This window comes from Paraburkholderia sp. MM6662-R1 (assembly GCF_050436245.1).
GTDB lineage: Bacteria > Pseudomonadota > Gammaproteobacteria > Burkholderiales > Burkholderiaceae > Paraburkholderia > Paraburkholderia tuberum.
Genome location: NZ_JBNDLV010000004.1, coordinates 600,467 through 614,610, shown reverse-complemented (window position 1 = coordinate 614,610; position 14,144 = coordinate 600,467). Strand labels below are relative to the sequence as shown.

Below are 14,144 nucleotides of genomic sequence, written 5' to 3'. Positions count from 1 at the left end.
AACGCGGAGGGTAACTGATGATGCTCTTACGGGTGCTCAATGGTCTGCTGGTCTGAAAGCGCGAATTAACCTATGGGAGGGTCCAATGTATGAAAGGATGCGCTCCGCAGAGGCGATCATTGCAGAAATGAAGGCTCGCTTTGCGGATATGTTCGAGGGATCAGATAACCGGGAATGTCTTGATTGCCGTATTACATTCAAGATATACAAAGGGTGGCCTGATATGCCTCATGCAATGACGACGAATCCTAAATCCGGGGAGCGGATTCCGATTAATGCGATCAGGGCTCTCCCGTCCGGTTACGACATGAGGCAGGCGTTAGGGCAAGGCGAGGGGTGCCTCTGTCGCAGTCGACCTGCAGGCCCGTTCGATGAACGGTTCACCATCAGGGATTACAACGGCAACGCTGTGCCAGATGTGCGATACCGGATTTTCGCCGAAGGCAAAGAAATCTGTAGCCGCAAGACAAACGCAGCCGGGCAGACTTCTCGCGTTACAACGCAGGGTTTCAAGTTTCTTGCGATTGAAGTGGAGCGCTAGCAAAGTGAACGACAACACCGAATGGGTAACTCTCGATGACACTGTTTTTACAAACACGACTCCTGGTTCAAATAGGGACGTCACGATCAACACGACCTCTATCTGCCCGAACATGACCAACAAGGAGTTTCGCAGACAGGCTATGCGGGCACGCGATATCGGCGTCGAGTTAATCAAAAAACGCATTGAGGGCCTTGCACGTTGGGACACGAAAGAGCAGGACCGGGTGACGACCTTCTTTGCAAGTGCGGATGTACATGCAAAGAGGGTACTTAGCGAAGGGCTTCCGAGATTGCTTGCAGCGATGCAGCAACTGGAGCCAGAAAGGATTGTGCGATGGGACAGTGAAACAAACCGGCACCTGTCGTGTGCGGTCACGCCGGATTCGGGCGTCAATCACGCCGCAGTCTGCAAACCGGATTCGGAAAAACGGGTTATCGCTATTTACTCGAAGTTTTGTGAAAGTCCATTTGCCCAGTTGTGGGGAATATGCAAGGTCAAGACGATAATCCATGAATGTACGCACTTCACAGACACTTTTAATTCGCAAGACCACATGTATCTCGACAGCGAAGCGGGGGCGATGATCTTCGCGAGAAATAAGCCTCATCAGGCGATTAGCAACGCGGACAGCATCGCTGGCTACATAGCGACATTCGATGGAGTTAATATCGCACCATGAGTAGACAACCGATTTTGCGCGGTGGCCTTCTCGCGGCATTGCTTGCCGTGTGGTTTTGCTTGGGACGCCCGGTTAATGCTTGTACTATCGGAGAGGTAGCGGCTATTGAGTTGCCATTCAACACGGTCGAACTTTCAAAGGAAAATCGGCGCGCAATCGCAGAGGCGGTGGAAGAGGCAAAGAAGTGGCCTGACGTGCAGATTCAGGCGATTGTGATGGCCGGTGCATATATTGGCGAGCACGATCTTGACGTTTTGCAGGAGCGCCGTGGGGAAAACGTGCAAGCGTATTTGAGGAAGCTCGGTATCAGAAGTGAGAATATCTATATCGTGCCGAAAACTCTTACGGATGGGTTCGTGGTGAAGCGGGCTGACGGTGAACTAGCTGTCCGCCAGATCGAAGTTGAGTTGCATCCGATCTGTAAGGGTAGCTGCGCATGGATGTGCAACGATCCAAGAGTGACCCCACGCACCAAGGTTACCAACCCGTAAGAAGAATAGGGCCCGGCCTCGGCGGGGCTTTTCATTCCAGCGTGAAACAGAATCACAGATCGCGCGCCGAGGCATGCAGCGACCGGGCACCACCACGACCGAGCATAGGCGATATCACCGATGAACTCGATGTCGGTCAGCACGAAGCCGTTAGGACCCATCCAGCTCAGTTCAACATCCTGCAGCGGCGGCAGCGGTTGCGCATCTGCCGAGCCGGATTGCTGGAAGCTCGCCACCTTGCTGGTGCGCTTGTATTGCGCGGACTGTTCGTGATTAATGGTTACGTCGCCGCACACCTGCTCGGCAGCTTCGATATCGCGTTTATGCCGGTCTTTGCCGCGCTCGCGCATCGGTGTGGCAAGTACTCTCATGGGCTTCGTAAGGGCTATCAGGATCAGGAATTCTCGGCACGGGGACAGCGCGAACCATTCCAGCGCCTTTACCGCGTGACTCGCAGAAGCCCCATCATTGTCACAGCGTTGCGCCGCGCGATATCGCGATAGCAGTTGTTGAACAGGACGTGTGTGCGCGCCGTGCGCCCCGCAATGTCCTCGATCGGTGGCGCGAGTTCGCGAAGTTCGTCGTCGCTATAGTCATAGTTGAACCGTTCCGCCGCCGACTCGGCGCCGCCCCATGTCGACGCGGTGCGGCTATGCAGCCGTACGATTGCGAGTTCGGGCGACGTCGCTTCCCAAACTGAGTGCGCGCGCTTCGTCACGCCTTCCGGCGCATCGACAATCACGTGAACGATCCCGCGTTCACGCTCCATCGCAAGGGTTGACTCGCGGTGCTTCTCGCTGAACCAGTTCTCGTGCCGAAATTCGAACGCGGTCACAAACGGGTGCATGCGCTCGGCGCAGTGCTCGACGTGCCTCATCGCTTTCGGTACTGCGGTTATCCAGTGCGGAAACTGGAATAGCACCGCGCCGAGTTTGCCCGCCACACGTGCAGTGGCTGCAGGGCGCAAAGAAGCGCGCCCACAGTTCCTCGATAACTGGCGGCGGTACATCCTTGTAATAGAGATTCTCATGAGGTCGCGCGGGTAACGATCGAGGTCGGTTCACGACCCGTAACTGCCTTTCGACTCCTACCGTTGAGCGACCGCACTTGGTCCAGCAGCGGGCGGTCGCAGCCGCGAACGCCACATCACCTCTCGGTTGAAGGCACGAGCCCGCGATCGATCGCCAGTCACGGTGCCTGGCCTGATCTGATGAAAAAGCGCTACTGCGAAACTGGCGCGTTAGATGGTGCGTCCGCTGGCATCTGCGGTAGTGGCACTGCTGCTGCGTTGTTCGTGCCGCTGCCCGTCGCTCCCGTTTGCCCGCGATGGCCTCGGTGCGAACTGCGTACCACGGTGGGCTCGCTCGCCGCCACCGGCCGCATTGGCGGATGCGCGATGTACTGAAAGTTTTCATTAACCGCGCTATTGCCCGTATCGAACGACCGGTGGATGAACACGCTGCTACTAACGGGTGAACTGGCTTGCGCGAAAGCCATCGGCCCGATCGACATCATGGCTGCGCCCACCGCCGCACTCACGGCAAGAATGTGCATGAGCAGACCGGCATTACGGGCTGTCGGACGTGCTTGGCGGTTTCAAGAGTGAAGCGCAACAGCGGGTTTAATGTTTAGAGCCTTGAGGTTGACTTGCTGATGCGAGGGTCGCGGCGAAGACCTCGAAGGGTGAATGGAAGTTGTGAGTTGCACGAGGCCGGCTGTTCAGACTGTCGGCGATGGCGTCGAGTTCGTCCTGACTGTAGACCGAAAGGTCTGTGCCTTTGGGCAGATACTGTCGCAGCAGCCCGTTGGTGTTTTCGCAAGTGCCGCGTTGCCAGGGACTGTGCGGGTCGCAGAAGTACACGTTCACGCCGGTTGCGGCAGCGAGCTCTTTATGGCGCGACATTTCTTTTCCCTGGTCATAAGTGAAGCTCTGGCGCAGTGGCGCAACAATCGAATTGAGTTTGGCAGAGAAGCCCGCCAGCGCGGAAGCGGCGGTGGCGTCTTCCATCTTGGCGAGCAGCACCAGGCGGCTGGTCCGTTCGACCAGCACGCCTACCGAGGACTGGTTGCCGGCACCCTTGATGAAGTCGCCTTCCCAGTGCCCAGGCAGCAGTCGGTCTTCGATTTCGGGCGGCCTCACATGAATACTGACCATGTCGGGAATCTGTCCGCGCCGGTCGGTGCCCCGTGTACGCGGCATGCGCGTGCTGTGGCCATGGCGTAAGCACGCAATTAGCTGACGGCGCAGTTCGCCGCGCGGCTGGGCGTAGATGGCCGTGTAGATGGTTTCGTGCGAAACCTGCTGGGTCGGGTCGGTCGGATACATACGCTTCAGTGTGCCCGATATCTGCTGGGGTGACCATTTCCACTCGAGCAGGGTGAGAACGATGCGCCAGCAGACGCTTTGCAGGCAAAGCTTTGTGGGGCTGCGACCTGCGCTGCGGCGTGCGGCACTGAGCGCTTCAGCCGGCACGGACGCGTAGCCAGCAGGCAAGCTGTTTCGCGCCAGTTCACGGCTAACGGTGGCTGGCGAGCGCCCGAGTATCCGGGCCATGGCCCGGATACTCGAACCCTGCAGATGCAGACTTGCAATGGTCAGGCGCTCTTCAGGCTGAAGTTGCTGGTACTGAGTTCTTTCGTGCATCGCAACACCTTATACGAAACAGGTGTTGCACTTCAGATTTGAGGCCGCCCTTTCAATTTACGTCTCCTTCAATATACGTGCGGTTCGCAACCGCTTGCAGCGGGCAGCCGTTTTACCGTTGGGTACGCTGGCTCAAAAAATTGGCCCACGTTGAGGAGGCGCGGGCCGAGCGGAGAAAAACACGAAGCGCTGCCGGGGGAAAAGGCCAGACCAGTCTAGTCCGAGTCATGGAAAAGAAGGTTTCATACTGGATTACAGGTGTTACTCGATATAACTGATCGATGAATCGCGCCGGGAATTCTCCGGATCTGGTGCGAGTTGCCTGCTGCCCACTCCCGAAACAGCGCTTGAAAATGAAGCTGGCTCGTCCGGCGAATCATCGGTCGCCGTCGCTTCGCCAAGTGGCGACTGATAGCTCATCCGCAGACGTTCGCCAACCGACTGCGAAGGACCGTTCGTGGCCGGGTCCTGCCCGATGCGGTCGGCGGGAGTCGGCCGGATATAGCCTTTCAACATTCACGTTAGCGGCCTGTCATGACCGAATGGTGCCGGGAAGCCTCAATACGAGATTTCGAAATGTGATTTCCGCTGAACCATATGTGCGAGTTCGAAGGTCGAGTCGTTCATACGATTTTCGTGAAACCGTCGGCGCTCCAGCGTTCGCTCCCCACGCCGTGATGAACGAAGAACAAACCATCGGGATCATACTGATCCTTAATGGCGAGCAGCCTGCTGTAATTTGAGCCCCAGAAGGACCGCTGCCAGTCCGCGTCGAAAAAATTGCTTTCCGCCACGTAGGAACCGGCGTCTGGAACCAGCTTGCGCACCTCGGCCATTGCACGTCCGATGGCCTGCCGGTCCCGGCGCGCCAGCGCGGTGTCGGGCTCGTGGCCCTGAATGCCGGGATACGCGGGCGGCCCCTCCGCCCCGGCGATAAGCAACGCGAAGGCGTCCAGCGCGGCCGGGTTCGTGGCGGTGTTTCTCGCGGCAGCGACAGCCTCCGCCGGTGCACCCGCCAAGCCCTTGTTGACGTGCAGCGACACGCTCCATTGACGGGTCGCCGCAAACAGCGTGTCGGCCAGGGTTTGACGCCGGTCATCTTGCAGCAAGGCCGCGGGGAGCCACGCGGACTCGTAGCCGTGTAGCACTTGTCCCGCCTCTCCGCGATTACCCGACCAAAAGATATTGTTGTCGGGTGCGCCCGGCCGGTCGTCGGTGCTGATGAAGCCGAGGAGCTTCTTGAACAGGGTTGGAGCCCAGAAACTGCGGGCCGAGATGGCGACAATCTTCAGTGGCGAGAACTCGACCTTGAAATCGTCCGGGGACGCGGCAAGCGTATCCATGAACGGCTGCCAGATCGCTTGCGCTTCACTGCGACTGAGCCCCTGGAACACCATCGAGATAGTGAGGACGTTGTCGCGGCGAAATCTGATCTGTTCGCCCCAGTGCGGGTTCATCAGGTTCTGATTATAGAAGTCGATGATCACGCCAATCAGCCGGCGAAACGCAGACGTCGATGTCGCCTTGATTGTCATGTTCACCGCGCCGAAAGTCTCGGGCAATTCGTGAACCCGCAGCGTCAGCCGGGTGACCACGCCCAGGCTCCCGCCGCCGCCGCCTTTCAGCGCCCAGAATAGATCGGGATTCGTGCAGGCATTGGCGATCCGGACGGCGCCATCTGCCGTCACAACTTCCGCTTCGAGCAGGCTTCCCGCGGCCAGTCCGTAGGCCTTGGAAAAGCTGCCGAACCCGCCGCTTTGGATCAGGCCGGCCACGCCGACCGTCATGCAGCCGCCACCTTGCACGTAACCGCCCGCCTTGGTAGTGACCGCATCGTAGACGTGCGCCCAGAGCGCGCCGGCACCGACCGTGACCGCCCTCACCGGGGTCGCATGCCCCTCGCATCCTGTGCCGACAAACGCGTCCTGCACGGTGATGTTGTTCATTTTTCGCGTCCAGACCAGCAGAGAGTCCGGCGCATTCGATGTGCCTTGATAGCTATGGCCGCCGCCCTTCACCACGAGGCGGAGATTGTTCCGACGTGCGAAGTTAACGGCGACCACGACATCATTCGTGTTGCGGGCAGCCACCGCGTAGACGCTGGGTGTCGATGTCCACGCGTCAACCCAGCCGAGGGTTTGCGTTAGACCCACCTCGTCGCCGAGAAAATAGGGGTTCTTGAGCTCCCTGAATAGTTGCCTGCAGTCGTCACTATCGGGCGCGTTCAGGCAAGCCACCAGGGGCGATTGCACTTTCACCAGTGCATTGCCGACCTGCTGGCTGAGTTCGTTCCAATGCGCCTCGGACGGCCAGCCTGGATCGCCCGGACGCACGCGAGTGAACGCTCCGGATACCGCCGCTTGCGCCGAAGCGAGCATCTGTTTCCGGGCACTATGCAAAAATGTGATTCCGACCGCAGATTGCAAAATACGTCGTCTTTTCGAGGACGTGGTTTTGTTTGAAGGTTTCATCGGCATGCGTGAAATCTCAATATGGTTGCAACCCGGATGACTGAGAAACCGGCGGAACTCTTCGAATAATGGGGTGACCGGAAGACGTGCATCAAGCGTTCGAAGTCCGCCAACCGTGCACCGCAAATCGTTAGCCCCCAGCCCACCGCCGGACAGATTTTCAACGACTTAGCCTTCGGGGTCGATTGGCCGAAACCTGTCCCACGACGACGCGCTGAGCTCGACCCGCAAGAGGTTAAGGCAACCTGGAAAAAGGCAACGACGTGCGCGGCGAGGCGACGTATGTCATCGCTGGCTCGCGTGTTGGGGGGTGTGCGCGTAATCAATGGTACGTCGTCGTAGACGACTGCAGCTTCGTCAGCACGCCGCGTTTGAACTGGAACCAGCCTTGCGAGCTTTGCATCACGACTTCATCGCCTTGCCAGAACACGCGCTTGACCGTCATGCGCTTACCCGAGCGTTGCACAAGCGGCGGATGGTGGCGAAAGTCGTACAGCACCGGGCCGGAATCAGTCTGCACGAGCGTGCGCGTGACGCTGTCATTTGCATTGCCTACGTCGTCGAAATGCGTGAGCATGCTCGCGCTAAAGCGATCGAAAATTTCCTTGTCGAGCATCCCCACGAAATCGCCGTCGACGCGCACGAATTGCAAGTTACCCGAGGGCGTGACGAGCGGGCCGGACGCGTTGCTTTGCGCATGAACGCAAGTCACGAAAGAGGTGGCTGCGAGCCCAGCGAGGAACAGTCGTCTCATGTTTTCCTTTTAGATTCAGCGGCGTCTCCGACGACGGAGCACGACCCGCAATCTTTCCTTGGGAACATTGTCGTCAATTTTGGCCGAGACGTCGAAGGTCTTTAACTGGCCGACCTCTGCCAGATGACGCCACGGGCCTGAATTCGCGAGCTGCGTCTCGCGCGGAAGGCCGAGGCCGACCGCTTGAGACACTCGTGACTGACAGCAATAGGGAATCGAAAATGGTGCAATGAGGTTGTTCCGGCAAATTCATCTTCCGTAGAAACGCCTTGTAGCGCAGATGGATTTCAGATTTTTAGCAGCAGATGTTATTCATCGACTAACTCGCTTGGAGTCCGTGATCCAGCGTCTCGCGGTAGGCAATTCAGCAAGCGAGAACAAGCGGACATCGCCATGAAAAAAGGGTTTTAGCATACCAACCATAACCCGTAGCCATGCGAGATCCGTAACCACTGCGATGTGGCTGAAATCGTGCCAGTGCCTCAGCCCGAACGCGCCGTCATCCCAAAGCGCTCCAACCTCAAATCCCGTGAACTCTTTCCCGACGACATAGAGCATTTTGATCGGCCCCTTGCCCATCATCGCCTCAGCCTTGGGTATGAGTGTACTTTTGTAGTCGTCGTGCGTAACCTTGCCCGTGGCTTCGATCGCGAGCACATCTTGCGGTAACCCATCGATGAATTTGAACATCGCCGTCCCCCATTGGTTCTCCGCAGTGCAATTCGGTGCCTGCGGCCGCGATGATGCGTTCCTATTGTAGGCTCATGAGCGACCGCTTCGGGTAACAGTTCTCGCAGGGTCAGTGACCGCTCATGGCCGGCCGACAAGAGGCGGACACGAATGCGCAGCTGGCAACCTGCGTCCACCGCTTAGCGTGCTTTATTGTCGGAATTATGAAGCCGCCCCTTCATGCGCGGCCGGGGTGCCGGAGCCGGTTCGGCATCAGCCGACTGTTCCAGCAGGCTCGCGATGTCGTGATCGATGGCCGAAAGGATGCGTTGCTTGGGGTGCCCGTCGAGATTCGGTTTTTTCGCCCCGACGGCATGCCGTGTCCCGCCCCACCCGGGAAGGGACGCACGAGTCCCGATTGGATTGAAGGTTAGAATCCCGCGCGTGTGCGCCGCGCGCTCGAATAATTACCTGTGGGCACACACCGGAACGAGCGCATGGCAATCGTCAAGGGCACGCCCGGGTTCGCCGAGCGCCGGGTCGCGGACTTCGACTACAGCATGTTCAGGAAGGCGACATAACCGCCGTGCCGTTTCGGACTAGAATCCTCTGAGGAGGAGTCAGTGATGTCAGCTCTCAAGCGCATCGATCCGGGCCATTCCGCCTATCAGGCCGCGCTGAACAGGACGACCCGCTACCCTGCGGAGCACGTCACATTGACGGCTAGCTCAAGGAAGAGGCTGCGCCCCTGTGTGCCGCATCGAAAGGTCGGGCGCGGCAAGGTCGGCATCGGCGGCAAGTAGGCATCCGCAACCCTTGTATGGCGTCGGGCTTTAGAAGGTGGCTTGACGTGAATTGGCTGTCCGGCGCGAGCACGGATGAGACGTGGTTCGTGACCGACAATCTTGCGATATAGGTAGCCTGCCCCGCATTCGGTGATACTGGTCACAGCTGGGCAGGTACCTGCCAGCGGAGGCGGGACAGGTCGTCCAGAAGCGGCGTTTCGAATGTCGCTGATCGATCCGGAGCAGCCAATCGCTTGGCGGTACCCCAGTGGTCGCGATGATCAGGTGAGCGGCCGTTCCGTAGCCTAGGTCGACGCACTGCCTCGTTGCAGCCAGCGGCTTCGAGCATCCTGACTGCACCTTGGGTAAGCTGTTTTCCGTTGTTACTGGGCAGCACAAAGGAGCCGCAGTAGTGTGGCCACATTACCTTCCGGTGGAACGAATTGCCACTCAGTCGGCGTGTCCTCGGAACGACCCTTACCACTCGACGGAATGTAAATGCTCAATTCCCGATACATGCGCTTCGGGCAGTCGAGTTCGTAAAATATGCTGGCTTGCGTCTGAAGACTGCCAAGGTCCGCTGTTACCTCGTATAGCGTGACCGTCAAAGCTTGTTGCGCAGTCAAGGGCTGCAAGGAGGCTATGGGCGGCACGTAGTATCGTGCAACTTTTCTTGCTGCCTCCTCGACGATTGCTTTCCCGTGATCCGTTTCTGTGTCAACGCTATCGAGGTCCTTTTGACGCAGACATTTGGTCCAAACTCGTAAGTGGTCGCTCGCCAACCGCATGATTCCATTGGCCTCATAGAAGCAAAAATTGAGTTCGCTTGCGTTGAAACCACCGTATTCCTTCCAGTCAACGCTCGGTGTTTTCGTTTGGCCGACAACCGACCCAGCGAGGAGCGCTACTGCGCAGAAGAACACCTGGCATATCCGCTTCATCTGTGGCACCTCGCCAGCTTTACCGATGCGTAGCCAGCGCGCTATGTAGAGCGCAACCGCTATCACGAGGGCCATTGCATTGCCCTCTATGGCCCCCGCTCCCGGATTGGCGCATCACAGCTGCAATGAGGCGCACGTCCGTACCGGCTTCACACGGGTAGCGGCCAGACGATCCTGTAGCGCTCGGTGATGATCGGGGCGGCGCGGTCTATCGGCGGCCGGTTATCAAGAATCTCCAGCACTTCGGCGGACGCGTCGTCTATTACTGGGCCTCCCCTGTCGAGGCGGGGGTCAAGCCTAAGGATACCCTGCCGCACCGCGGGATATTCCAACATTCGGGCCTCTGCGCCGAGTCCGGTGTTTGATCCAGAGCTGCCGTTCAAGTGACCGTGTAGCAGAGGCTGCGACGTGCGGCTTTTGGCCGGGCGGCGACATCCGCGTCAGTCTAGCGAATTCGCGCCGGCAATCCGGCCATCACGTTCCTTCGCCGTGGCTCTGCGGTCCAGATAAGCCCTGCGATTGCTGCTCCCACCGGGTCATTACATCAAGGCGGCGAAAACCATAACGCTGTTCAAGTGCGTGGCACAGCGGCGCAGTTCGTCAAAATGCAGCACGGACTCTCAAAGATTCCAAGCGCGCGAGAGCGCCGGTAGGTGGCGGCGCCAGTGCTTCTGTTTTCTTCCGACCACCTGCGCAAGCCCTAGTCGCGCACTCAGGCGGTTCGGTCCATTGCGTAGCTCGTCCGGGTACATCTGTTCGGCCACCAGCCCTGGGACGATCGTCGGCGGCGGGCGCACATCGGACGACACTGGGCGTAATGGTGTTGACTTTGCGATGGGGTTCAGTTCGTTGCCGGTATTCAAGTCAGTTCAGCCATAATGTAGAAAACGTCGCCGGAGTTCACCCGCTCATGAAGTCTCGTTGCTTGGCAGCAGTTCTCGTCGTTCTCGCTACCGGCTGCACATCGACTCCGGCGAACAATCAGCCGGCGGTCGATACGAACGCCTACATCCTGCACATTCCAGACGGCGCACCGTCCGCTGACTCCACGTCAAGACCACCGAGACTCACTGTCGGCACCAGCTATTCCGACACGCAACTTATTCTGCCCTGGTTCCTCAATGACCTGATCGACTTCGTCAACTATCGCTAGTCTGGTGCGCGGGGGCACTCGGGTGCGTTCCTTCCTCTGCGAATCTACGGTTGAGCGTGCGTACAGATGTGTGCAATGCCTGCGCAAGATCCTGTATGGTTACCGGCTGCGCAATATTCTGTTCAAGATAGTCGCGCGTTTTAGCCACGATGGAACCGTGATGAAATGCGCTGAATGTCCAGTCTTCCAGCTCGTGAAAGACGGACTGCGAAGGGATATCGCTGTCCATCGGCTGACAAAGTCGAACACGAGCGTGGCAGTGCTGGCGTTCGATCTTGGCTTTTCCGACGCCACCAGTTTCTGCCGCGCATTTAAACATTGGACCGGCAGTAGTCCTTCTGACTATCGCAAGAGCATCCGTGAGGGTGAGTGATGAGAAAGAGTCATGTCTGACTACGTTTTAAACGATTTTGAATGTCCGTGTCGAACGGCTGGAACTGGGCCGAACTACGCCAATCATCGGGCGCGTGTGCCGGACGGTGCATCAGTTGGCCAACGAGGGTAAGGCTTACGAGTACGACGAGACGGTGGCCCATTTGGCGCTGTCATCGGACTACCCCGAGTCGATCCTGACGTTGCCCATTGACTGGCAGTTGCCGTGCGGTGCTTTCAAGCAGGGCGCCGGCCCGCAGTAAGGCTATGTGCAAGGATTCCATCAACCTACGACTCCCGCCCGCGTCCTCACGAAGGCCGTCGGGCGTTTCTTCCCGTGCATTTTCGGTGTGATTCGGAACGCGGAATTTTCCTCGGTAGGCCCGCTTGCGTGCACCGCCAGCGGCAACAAAAGGCGCGCGGGGCGATCCTGTGGTTAGCGTGGCTAGAAACAGCGGGCGGGCGTGACGGTAGTGCTGGCGTGACAGCGCGTATGCCTCAAATCGGCCAGGTGAACTATCATGGTAGAAGCTGTATTCATCAGCGCAGGAGCACATCATGACCTCCAATCCATCCGCTGAGCCGACCGGCACCTCTCTCGACCCCGCGAAAACTTCCGCCGGCAAGACTCGCCAGCCCGATCCGAAGGGCCTGAAAAATCCGGCCCCAGACGACCTTCCTAACGCCGACGCGGCAGAGCCCGAGCCTCACGAGCACCTCCCGTCCAGAAGCGACGACAACTGATTCAACACCGCAGGTGCCGACGTCGTCCGCATGACAATCCACGCGGCAGGTTCGCGAGTGGTTCGCGCATGCTTTCGCGCCGACGCCGTGAAGTCGGGGAGCGCTCGCGGTTCACGCAAATGGCTCGATGCATTTCGTCCAACAAAGTCACGGCCCAGTTTGAATCGCACAGGAGCAGATCATGCAGAACGTGCTGGTAGGTTATGACGGGTCGGCGTCCGCGCAATATGCCGTTGCTTTCGCGGTCGATCTCGCGAAGCGTTTCGACGCGCGCTTGCATGTGCTCGTCGTCGCGCGCACGCCGGACTGGGGTGCGATAGAAGTTGAGCGAAAAAGTCTGATCGATCTGGAAGTGCGCCATGCCACCGCGATCCTCGACGACATCAAGGCGAAGCTCGCCGCTTCGATCGGGGCCGTGGAGTTCGATCTGGTGGTCGGCCCGCCGGCAAGGGAGATCGTGCTGTACGCGGAGCGGCATGCTATCGACCATCTCGTGGTGGGGCATCGTGGACATACGCCGTTCGATCGCTGGCTGATCGGTTCGGTCGCCCGCCAGGTGCTCGCCTACGCGCCGTGCGCGGTCACCATCGTGCGCGATCCGGCGACGATGAAAAAATCGCGGCATGAGAGCGAAGCACCATCGGCATAAAATCCGCAAACTGCTGCAGATGATGGGCTCAGGACAAACGCGACCGATCTCGCAAGCTGGAAGCGGCTTGAGCGTAGAGACGCTGGAACGCTTGCGTTGACGAACAAAAGCTCGCATGGCCGCGCCTATCAGTTCGCTGCCGAAACGCCGGAGCTCATGATTCGCATGCTGATCGTCGGTTACTGCTTCGGTGTCCGGTCCGAGCGACGGCTATGCGAAGACCTTTGAGCTTCCTCGACGACATCATCAACTTCGTCAACTGTCGCCAGGCATCGAGCGCGTCGCGCGGCTCTTGACATGATCGATGAACGCACGCAGCTTCGGCATGATCTGGCGGCGGCTCGGATAGTAGAGAAACACGCCCGGGACCATCGGCGCGTACGCCTTCAGAACGTGCACCAGCTTTCCCGTTCGCAACCCCTCGGCGGCCATCGGCTCGGGTAGCTGGGCAAGGCCAATGCCTTCGATCGCCGCGCCCAGCACGCTCGGAAAATCGCTGGCGATGAAAGGACCGGAGACGGCGATCTCGATCGGCTGGCCGTTGTCGTTGAACGACCACAACGCGAGCGCGCCGCTGGAGCGCCGCCAGCGAATGCATGCATGCTCGCGCAGGTCGTTCATTTGCTCGGGGCGGCCGCGCGCCGCGAAATAGGCGGGACTTCCCACGACGACAAAACGGAACGGTGCCGTGAGCGGCACCGCGACCATGTCGGCGGCGACGAACTGACCGAGCCGGATGCCGGCGTCGAAGCCTTCCGTCGCGAGATCGATCAGCTCCTTGCTGGCCGCTATTTCCACCTCGACCTCTGGATTGGCCTTGCAGAATGACGCGATCAGCGGCTCCAGCAGGATCGGCACGACTGCACGCGGCACGGAAAGACGCAACAGGCCGGACGGTCGCTCGCCGAGTCCGCGCGCCACCTCGCTGGCGGCGACGAGTTCCTCGAAGGCGGGCTTGGCGCGAGCGAGAAAGCGCTCGCCGGCTTCGGTCAAGCCGACGCTGCGCGTGGTGCGGATGAAGAGCGTCGCACCGAGGCGGGCTTCGAGCACACGCACCGCCTGACTGACGGCCGACGGCGTCACGCCCAGTTGCGCGGCGGCCCCGCGAAAACTGCGATGCTCGGCAACGCTGAGGAAGACTTCGACGCCGTCGAGCGCGCCCTGCCTGACTGTGAAGTTCTGCTTCATAGCCTGTCAACATTGTGAGGAATAGTCACCCGCGCGAGACGATGGTACACCTAACACCTG

General features: G+C 59.3%; 16 protein-coding genes and 2 pseudogenes. 8 read left to right on the top strand and 10 right to left on the bottom strand.

The genetic code is table 11. The features are described 5' to 3' along the window. Positions 1 to 85 precede the first annotated feature (85 nt). Positions 86 to 541, top strand: a complete 456-nt coding sequence (locus OKW39_RS32640; RefSeq protein ID WP_429564523.1) for a hypothetical protein — start codon at positions 86 to 88, stop codon at positions 539 to 541. 4 nt (positions 542 to 545) lie between these two features. Then, positions 546 to 1,223: a M35 family metallo-endopeptidase gene (locus tag OKW39_RS32635; RefSeq protein WP_429564522.1), complete on the top strand. Its 678-nt coding sequence runs from the start codon at positions 546 to 548 to the stop codon at positions 1,221 to 1,223. Between the two features lie 322 nt (positions 1,224 to 1,545). Here the strand turns inward: OKW39_RS32635 and OKW39_RS32630 are convergent, their stop codons facing one another. From OKW39_RS32630 to OKW39_RS32600, 7 genes and pseudogenes are all read right to left on the bottom strand, one after another. Beyond that, positions 1,546 to 2,085: a hypothetical protein gene (locus tag OKW39_RS32630; protein ID WP_429564521.1), complete on the bottom strand. Its 540-nt coding sequence runs from the start codon at positions 2,083 to 2,085 to the stop codon at positions 1,546 to 1,548. Between the two features lie 68 nt (positions 2,086 to 2,153). Beyond that, a pseudogene (locus OKW39_RS32625) lies at positions 2,154 to 2,742 on the bottom strand (DUF72 domain-containing protein); the annotation flags it as partial. Between the two features lie 593 nt (positions 2,743 to 3,335). Then, the gene (locus OKW39_RS32620) at positions 3,336 to 4,358 is read right to left on the bottom strand and encodes an IS30 family transposase (RefSeq protein ID WP_429562353.1); all 1,023 of its coding nucleotides are present in this window, start codon (positions 4,356 to 4,358) and stop codon (positions 3,336 to 3,338) included. A 261-nt stretch (positions 4,359 to 4,619) separates the two neighbouring features. Further along, positions 4,620 to 4,874, bottom strand: coding sequence for a hypothetical protein (locus tag OKW39_RS32615; protein WP_090807184.1), 255 nt, complete (start codon positions 4,872 to 4,874; stop codon positions 4,620 to 4,622). Between the two features lie 107 nt (positions 4,875 to 4,981). Further along, positions 4,982 to 6,835: an FAD-binding protein gene (locus OKW39_RS32610; RefSeq protein WP_429564520.1), complete on the bottom strand. Its 1,854-nt coding sequence runs from the start codon at positions 6,833 to 6,835 to the stop codon at positions 4,982 to 4,984. Positions 6,836 to 7,151: 316 nt separating this feature from the next. After that, positions 7,152 to 7,583, bottom strand: a complete 432-nt coding sequence (locus OKW39_RS32605) for a hypothetical protein (protein WP_090807180.1) — start codon at positions 7,581 to 7,583, stop codon at positions 7,152 to 7,154. Positions 7,584 to 7,895: 312 nt separating this feature from the next. Then, positions 7,896 to 8,273 carry an STAS/SEC14 domain-containing protein gene (locus tag OKW39_RS32600; protein WP_090807178.1) on the bottom strand — a complete coding sequence of 126 codons (378 nt, stop codon included), beginning with the start codon at positions 8,271 to 8,273 and terminating at the stop codon, positions 7,896 to 7,898. Between the two features lie 605 nt (positions 8,274 to 8,878). Here OKW39_RS32600 and OKW39_RS32595 point away from each other — a divergent pair. Next, positions 8,879 to 9,055 carry a hypothetical protein gene (locus tag OKW39_RS32595; RefSeq protein WP_167368717.1) on the top strand — a complete coding sequence of 59 codons (177 nt, stop codon included), beginning with the start codon at positions 8,879 to 8,881 and terminating at the stop codon, positions 9,053 to 9,055. A 365-nt stretch (positions 9,056 to 9,420) separates the two neighbouring features. Here the strand turns inward: OKW39_RS32595 and OKW39_RS32590 are convergent, their stop codons facing one another. Together OKW39_RS32590 and OKW39_RS32585 are read right to left on the bottom strand one after the other, a co-directional pair. After that, on the bottom strand, positions 9,421 to 10,053 hold the full coding sequence (locus OKW39_RS32590; RefSeq protein WP_429564519.1) for a hypothetical protein: 633 nt from the start codon (positions 10,051 to 10,053) through the stop codon (positions 9,421 to 9,423). Between the two features lie 74 nt (positions 10,054 to 10,127). After that, complete coding sequence (locus OKW39_RS32585) at positions 10,128 to 10,313, bottom strand: hypothetical protein (protein WP_429564518.1); 186 nt, start codon at positions 10,311 to 10,313, stop codon at positions 10,128 to 10,130. A gap of 590 nt (positions 10,314 to 10,903) precedes the next feature. Here OKW39_RS32585 and OKW39_RS32580 point away from each other — a divergent pair. The 5 genes and pseudogenes from OKW39_RS32580 to OKW39_RS32560 form a co-directional block, all read left to right on the top strand. Then, positions 10,904 to 11,131: a hypothetical protein gene (locus tag OKW39_RS32580; protein ID WP_244144814.1), complete on the top strand. Its 228-nt coding sequence runs from the start codon at positions 10,904 to 10,906 to the stop codon at positions 11,129 to 11,131. A 22-nt stretch (positions 11,132 to 11,153) separates the two neighbouring features. Continuing rightward, positions 11,154 to 11,504 (top strand): helix-turn-helix domain-containing protein, encoded by a 351-nt coding sequence (locus OKW39_RS32575; protein ID WP_429564517.1) that lies wholly within the window; start codon positions 11,154 to 11,156, stop codon positions 11,502 to 11,504. 557 nt (positions 11,505 to 12,061) lie between these two features. Then, the gene (locus OKW39_RS32570) at positions 12,062 to 12,247 is read left to right on the top strand and encodes a hypothetical protein (protein ID WP_090807171.1); all 186 of its coding nucleotides are present in this window, start codon (positions 12,062 to 12,064) and stop codon (positions 12,245 to 12,247) included. 181 nt (positions 12,248 to 12,428) lie between these two features. Then, complete coding sequence (locus tag OKW39_RS32565; protein ID WP_090807169.1) at positions 12,429 to 12,896, top strand: universal stress protein; 468 nt, start codon at positions 12,429 to 12,431, stop codon at positions 12,894 to 12,896. 147 nt (positions 12,897 to 13,043) lie between these two features. Beyond that, positions 13,044 to 13,121: pseudogene (locus OKW39_RS32560) on the top strand (transposase); the annotation flags it as partial. A 30-nt stretch (positions 13,122 to 13,151) separates the two neighbouring features. On the opposite strand, the gene OKW39_RS32555 reads toward OKW39_RS32560, so the two are convergent. Continuing rightward, positions 13,152 to 14,084 (bottom strand): LysR family transcriptional regulator, encoded by a 933-nt coding sequence (locus OKW39_RS32555; RefSeq protein ID WP_090807167.1) that lies wholly within the window; start codon positions 14,082 to 14,084, stop codon positions 13,152 to 13,154. Positions 14,085 to 14,144: the final 60 nt, after the last annotated feature.

Bases quoted from the DNA above. Each gene is read 5' to 3' on its own strand.
- OKW39_RS32640 (WP_429564523.1), top strand. From the start codon at position 86: ATGTATGAAAGGATGCGCTCCGCAGAGGCGATCATTGCAGAAATGAAG.
- OKW39_RS32630 (WP_429564521.1), bottom strand. From the start codon at position 2,085: ATGAGAGTACTTGCCACACCGATGCGCGAGCGCGGCAAAGACCGGCAT.
- OKW39_RS32620 (WP_429562353.1), bottom strand. From the start codon at position 4,358: ATGCACGAAAGAACTCAGTACCAGCAACTTCAGCCTGAAGAGCGCCTG.
- OKW39_RS32615 (WP_090807184.1), bottom strand. From the start codon at position 4,874: ATGTTGAAAGGCTATATCCGGCCGACTCCCGCCGACCGCATCGGGCAG.
- OKW39_RS32610 (WP_429564520.1), bottom strand. From the start codon at position 6,835: ATGCCGATGAAACCTTCAAACAAAACCACGTCCTCGAAAAGACGACGT.
- OKW39_RS32605 (WP_090807180.1), bottom strand. From the start codon at position 7,583: ATGAGACGACTGTTCCTCGCTGGGCTCGCAGCCACCTCTTTCGTGACT.
- OKW39_RS32600 (WP_090807178.1), bottom strand. From the start codon at position 8,273: ATGTTCAAATTCATCGATGGGTTACCGCAAGATGTGCTCGCGATCGAA.
- OKW39_RS32595 (WP_167368717.1), top strand. From the start codon at position 8,879: ATGTCAGCTCTCAAGCGCATCGATCCGGGCCATTCCGCCTATCAGGCC.
- OKW39_RS32590 (WP_429564519.1), bottom strand. From the start codon at position 10,053: ATGGCCCTCGTGATAGCGGTTGCGCTCTACATAGCGCGCTGGCTACGC.
- OKW39_RS32585 (WP_429564518.1), bottom strand. From the start codon at position 10,313: ATGTTGGAATATCCCGCGGTGCGGCAGGGTATCCTTAGGCTTGACCCC.
- OKW39_RS32570 (WP_090807171.1), top strand. From the start codon at position 12,062: ATGACCTCCAATCCATCCGCTGAGCCGACCGGCACCTCTCTCGACCCC.
- OKW39_RS32565 (WP_090807169.1), top strand. From the start codon at position 12,429: ATGCAGAACGTGCTGGTAGGTTATGACGGGTCGGCGTCCGCGCAATAT.
- OKW39_RS32555 (WP_090807167.1), bottom strand. From the start codon at position 14,084: ATGAAGCAGAACTTCACAGTCAGGCAGGGCGCGCTCGACGGCGTCGAA.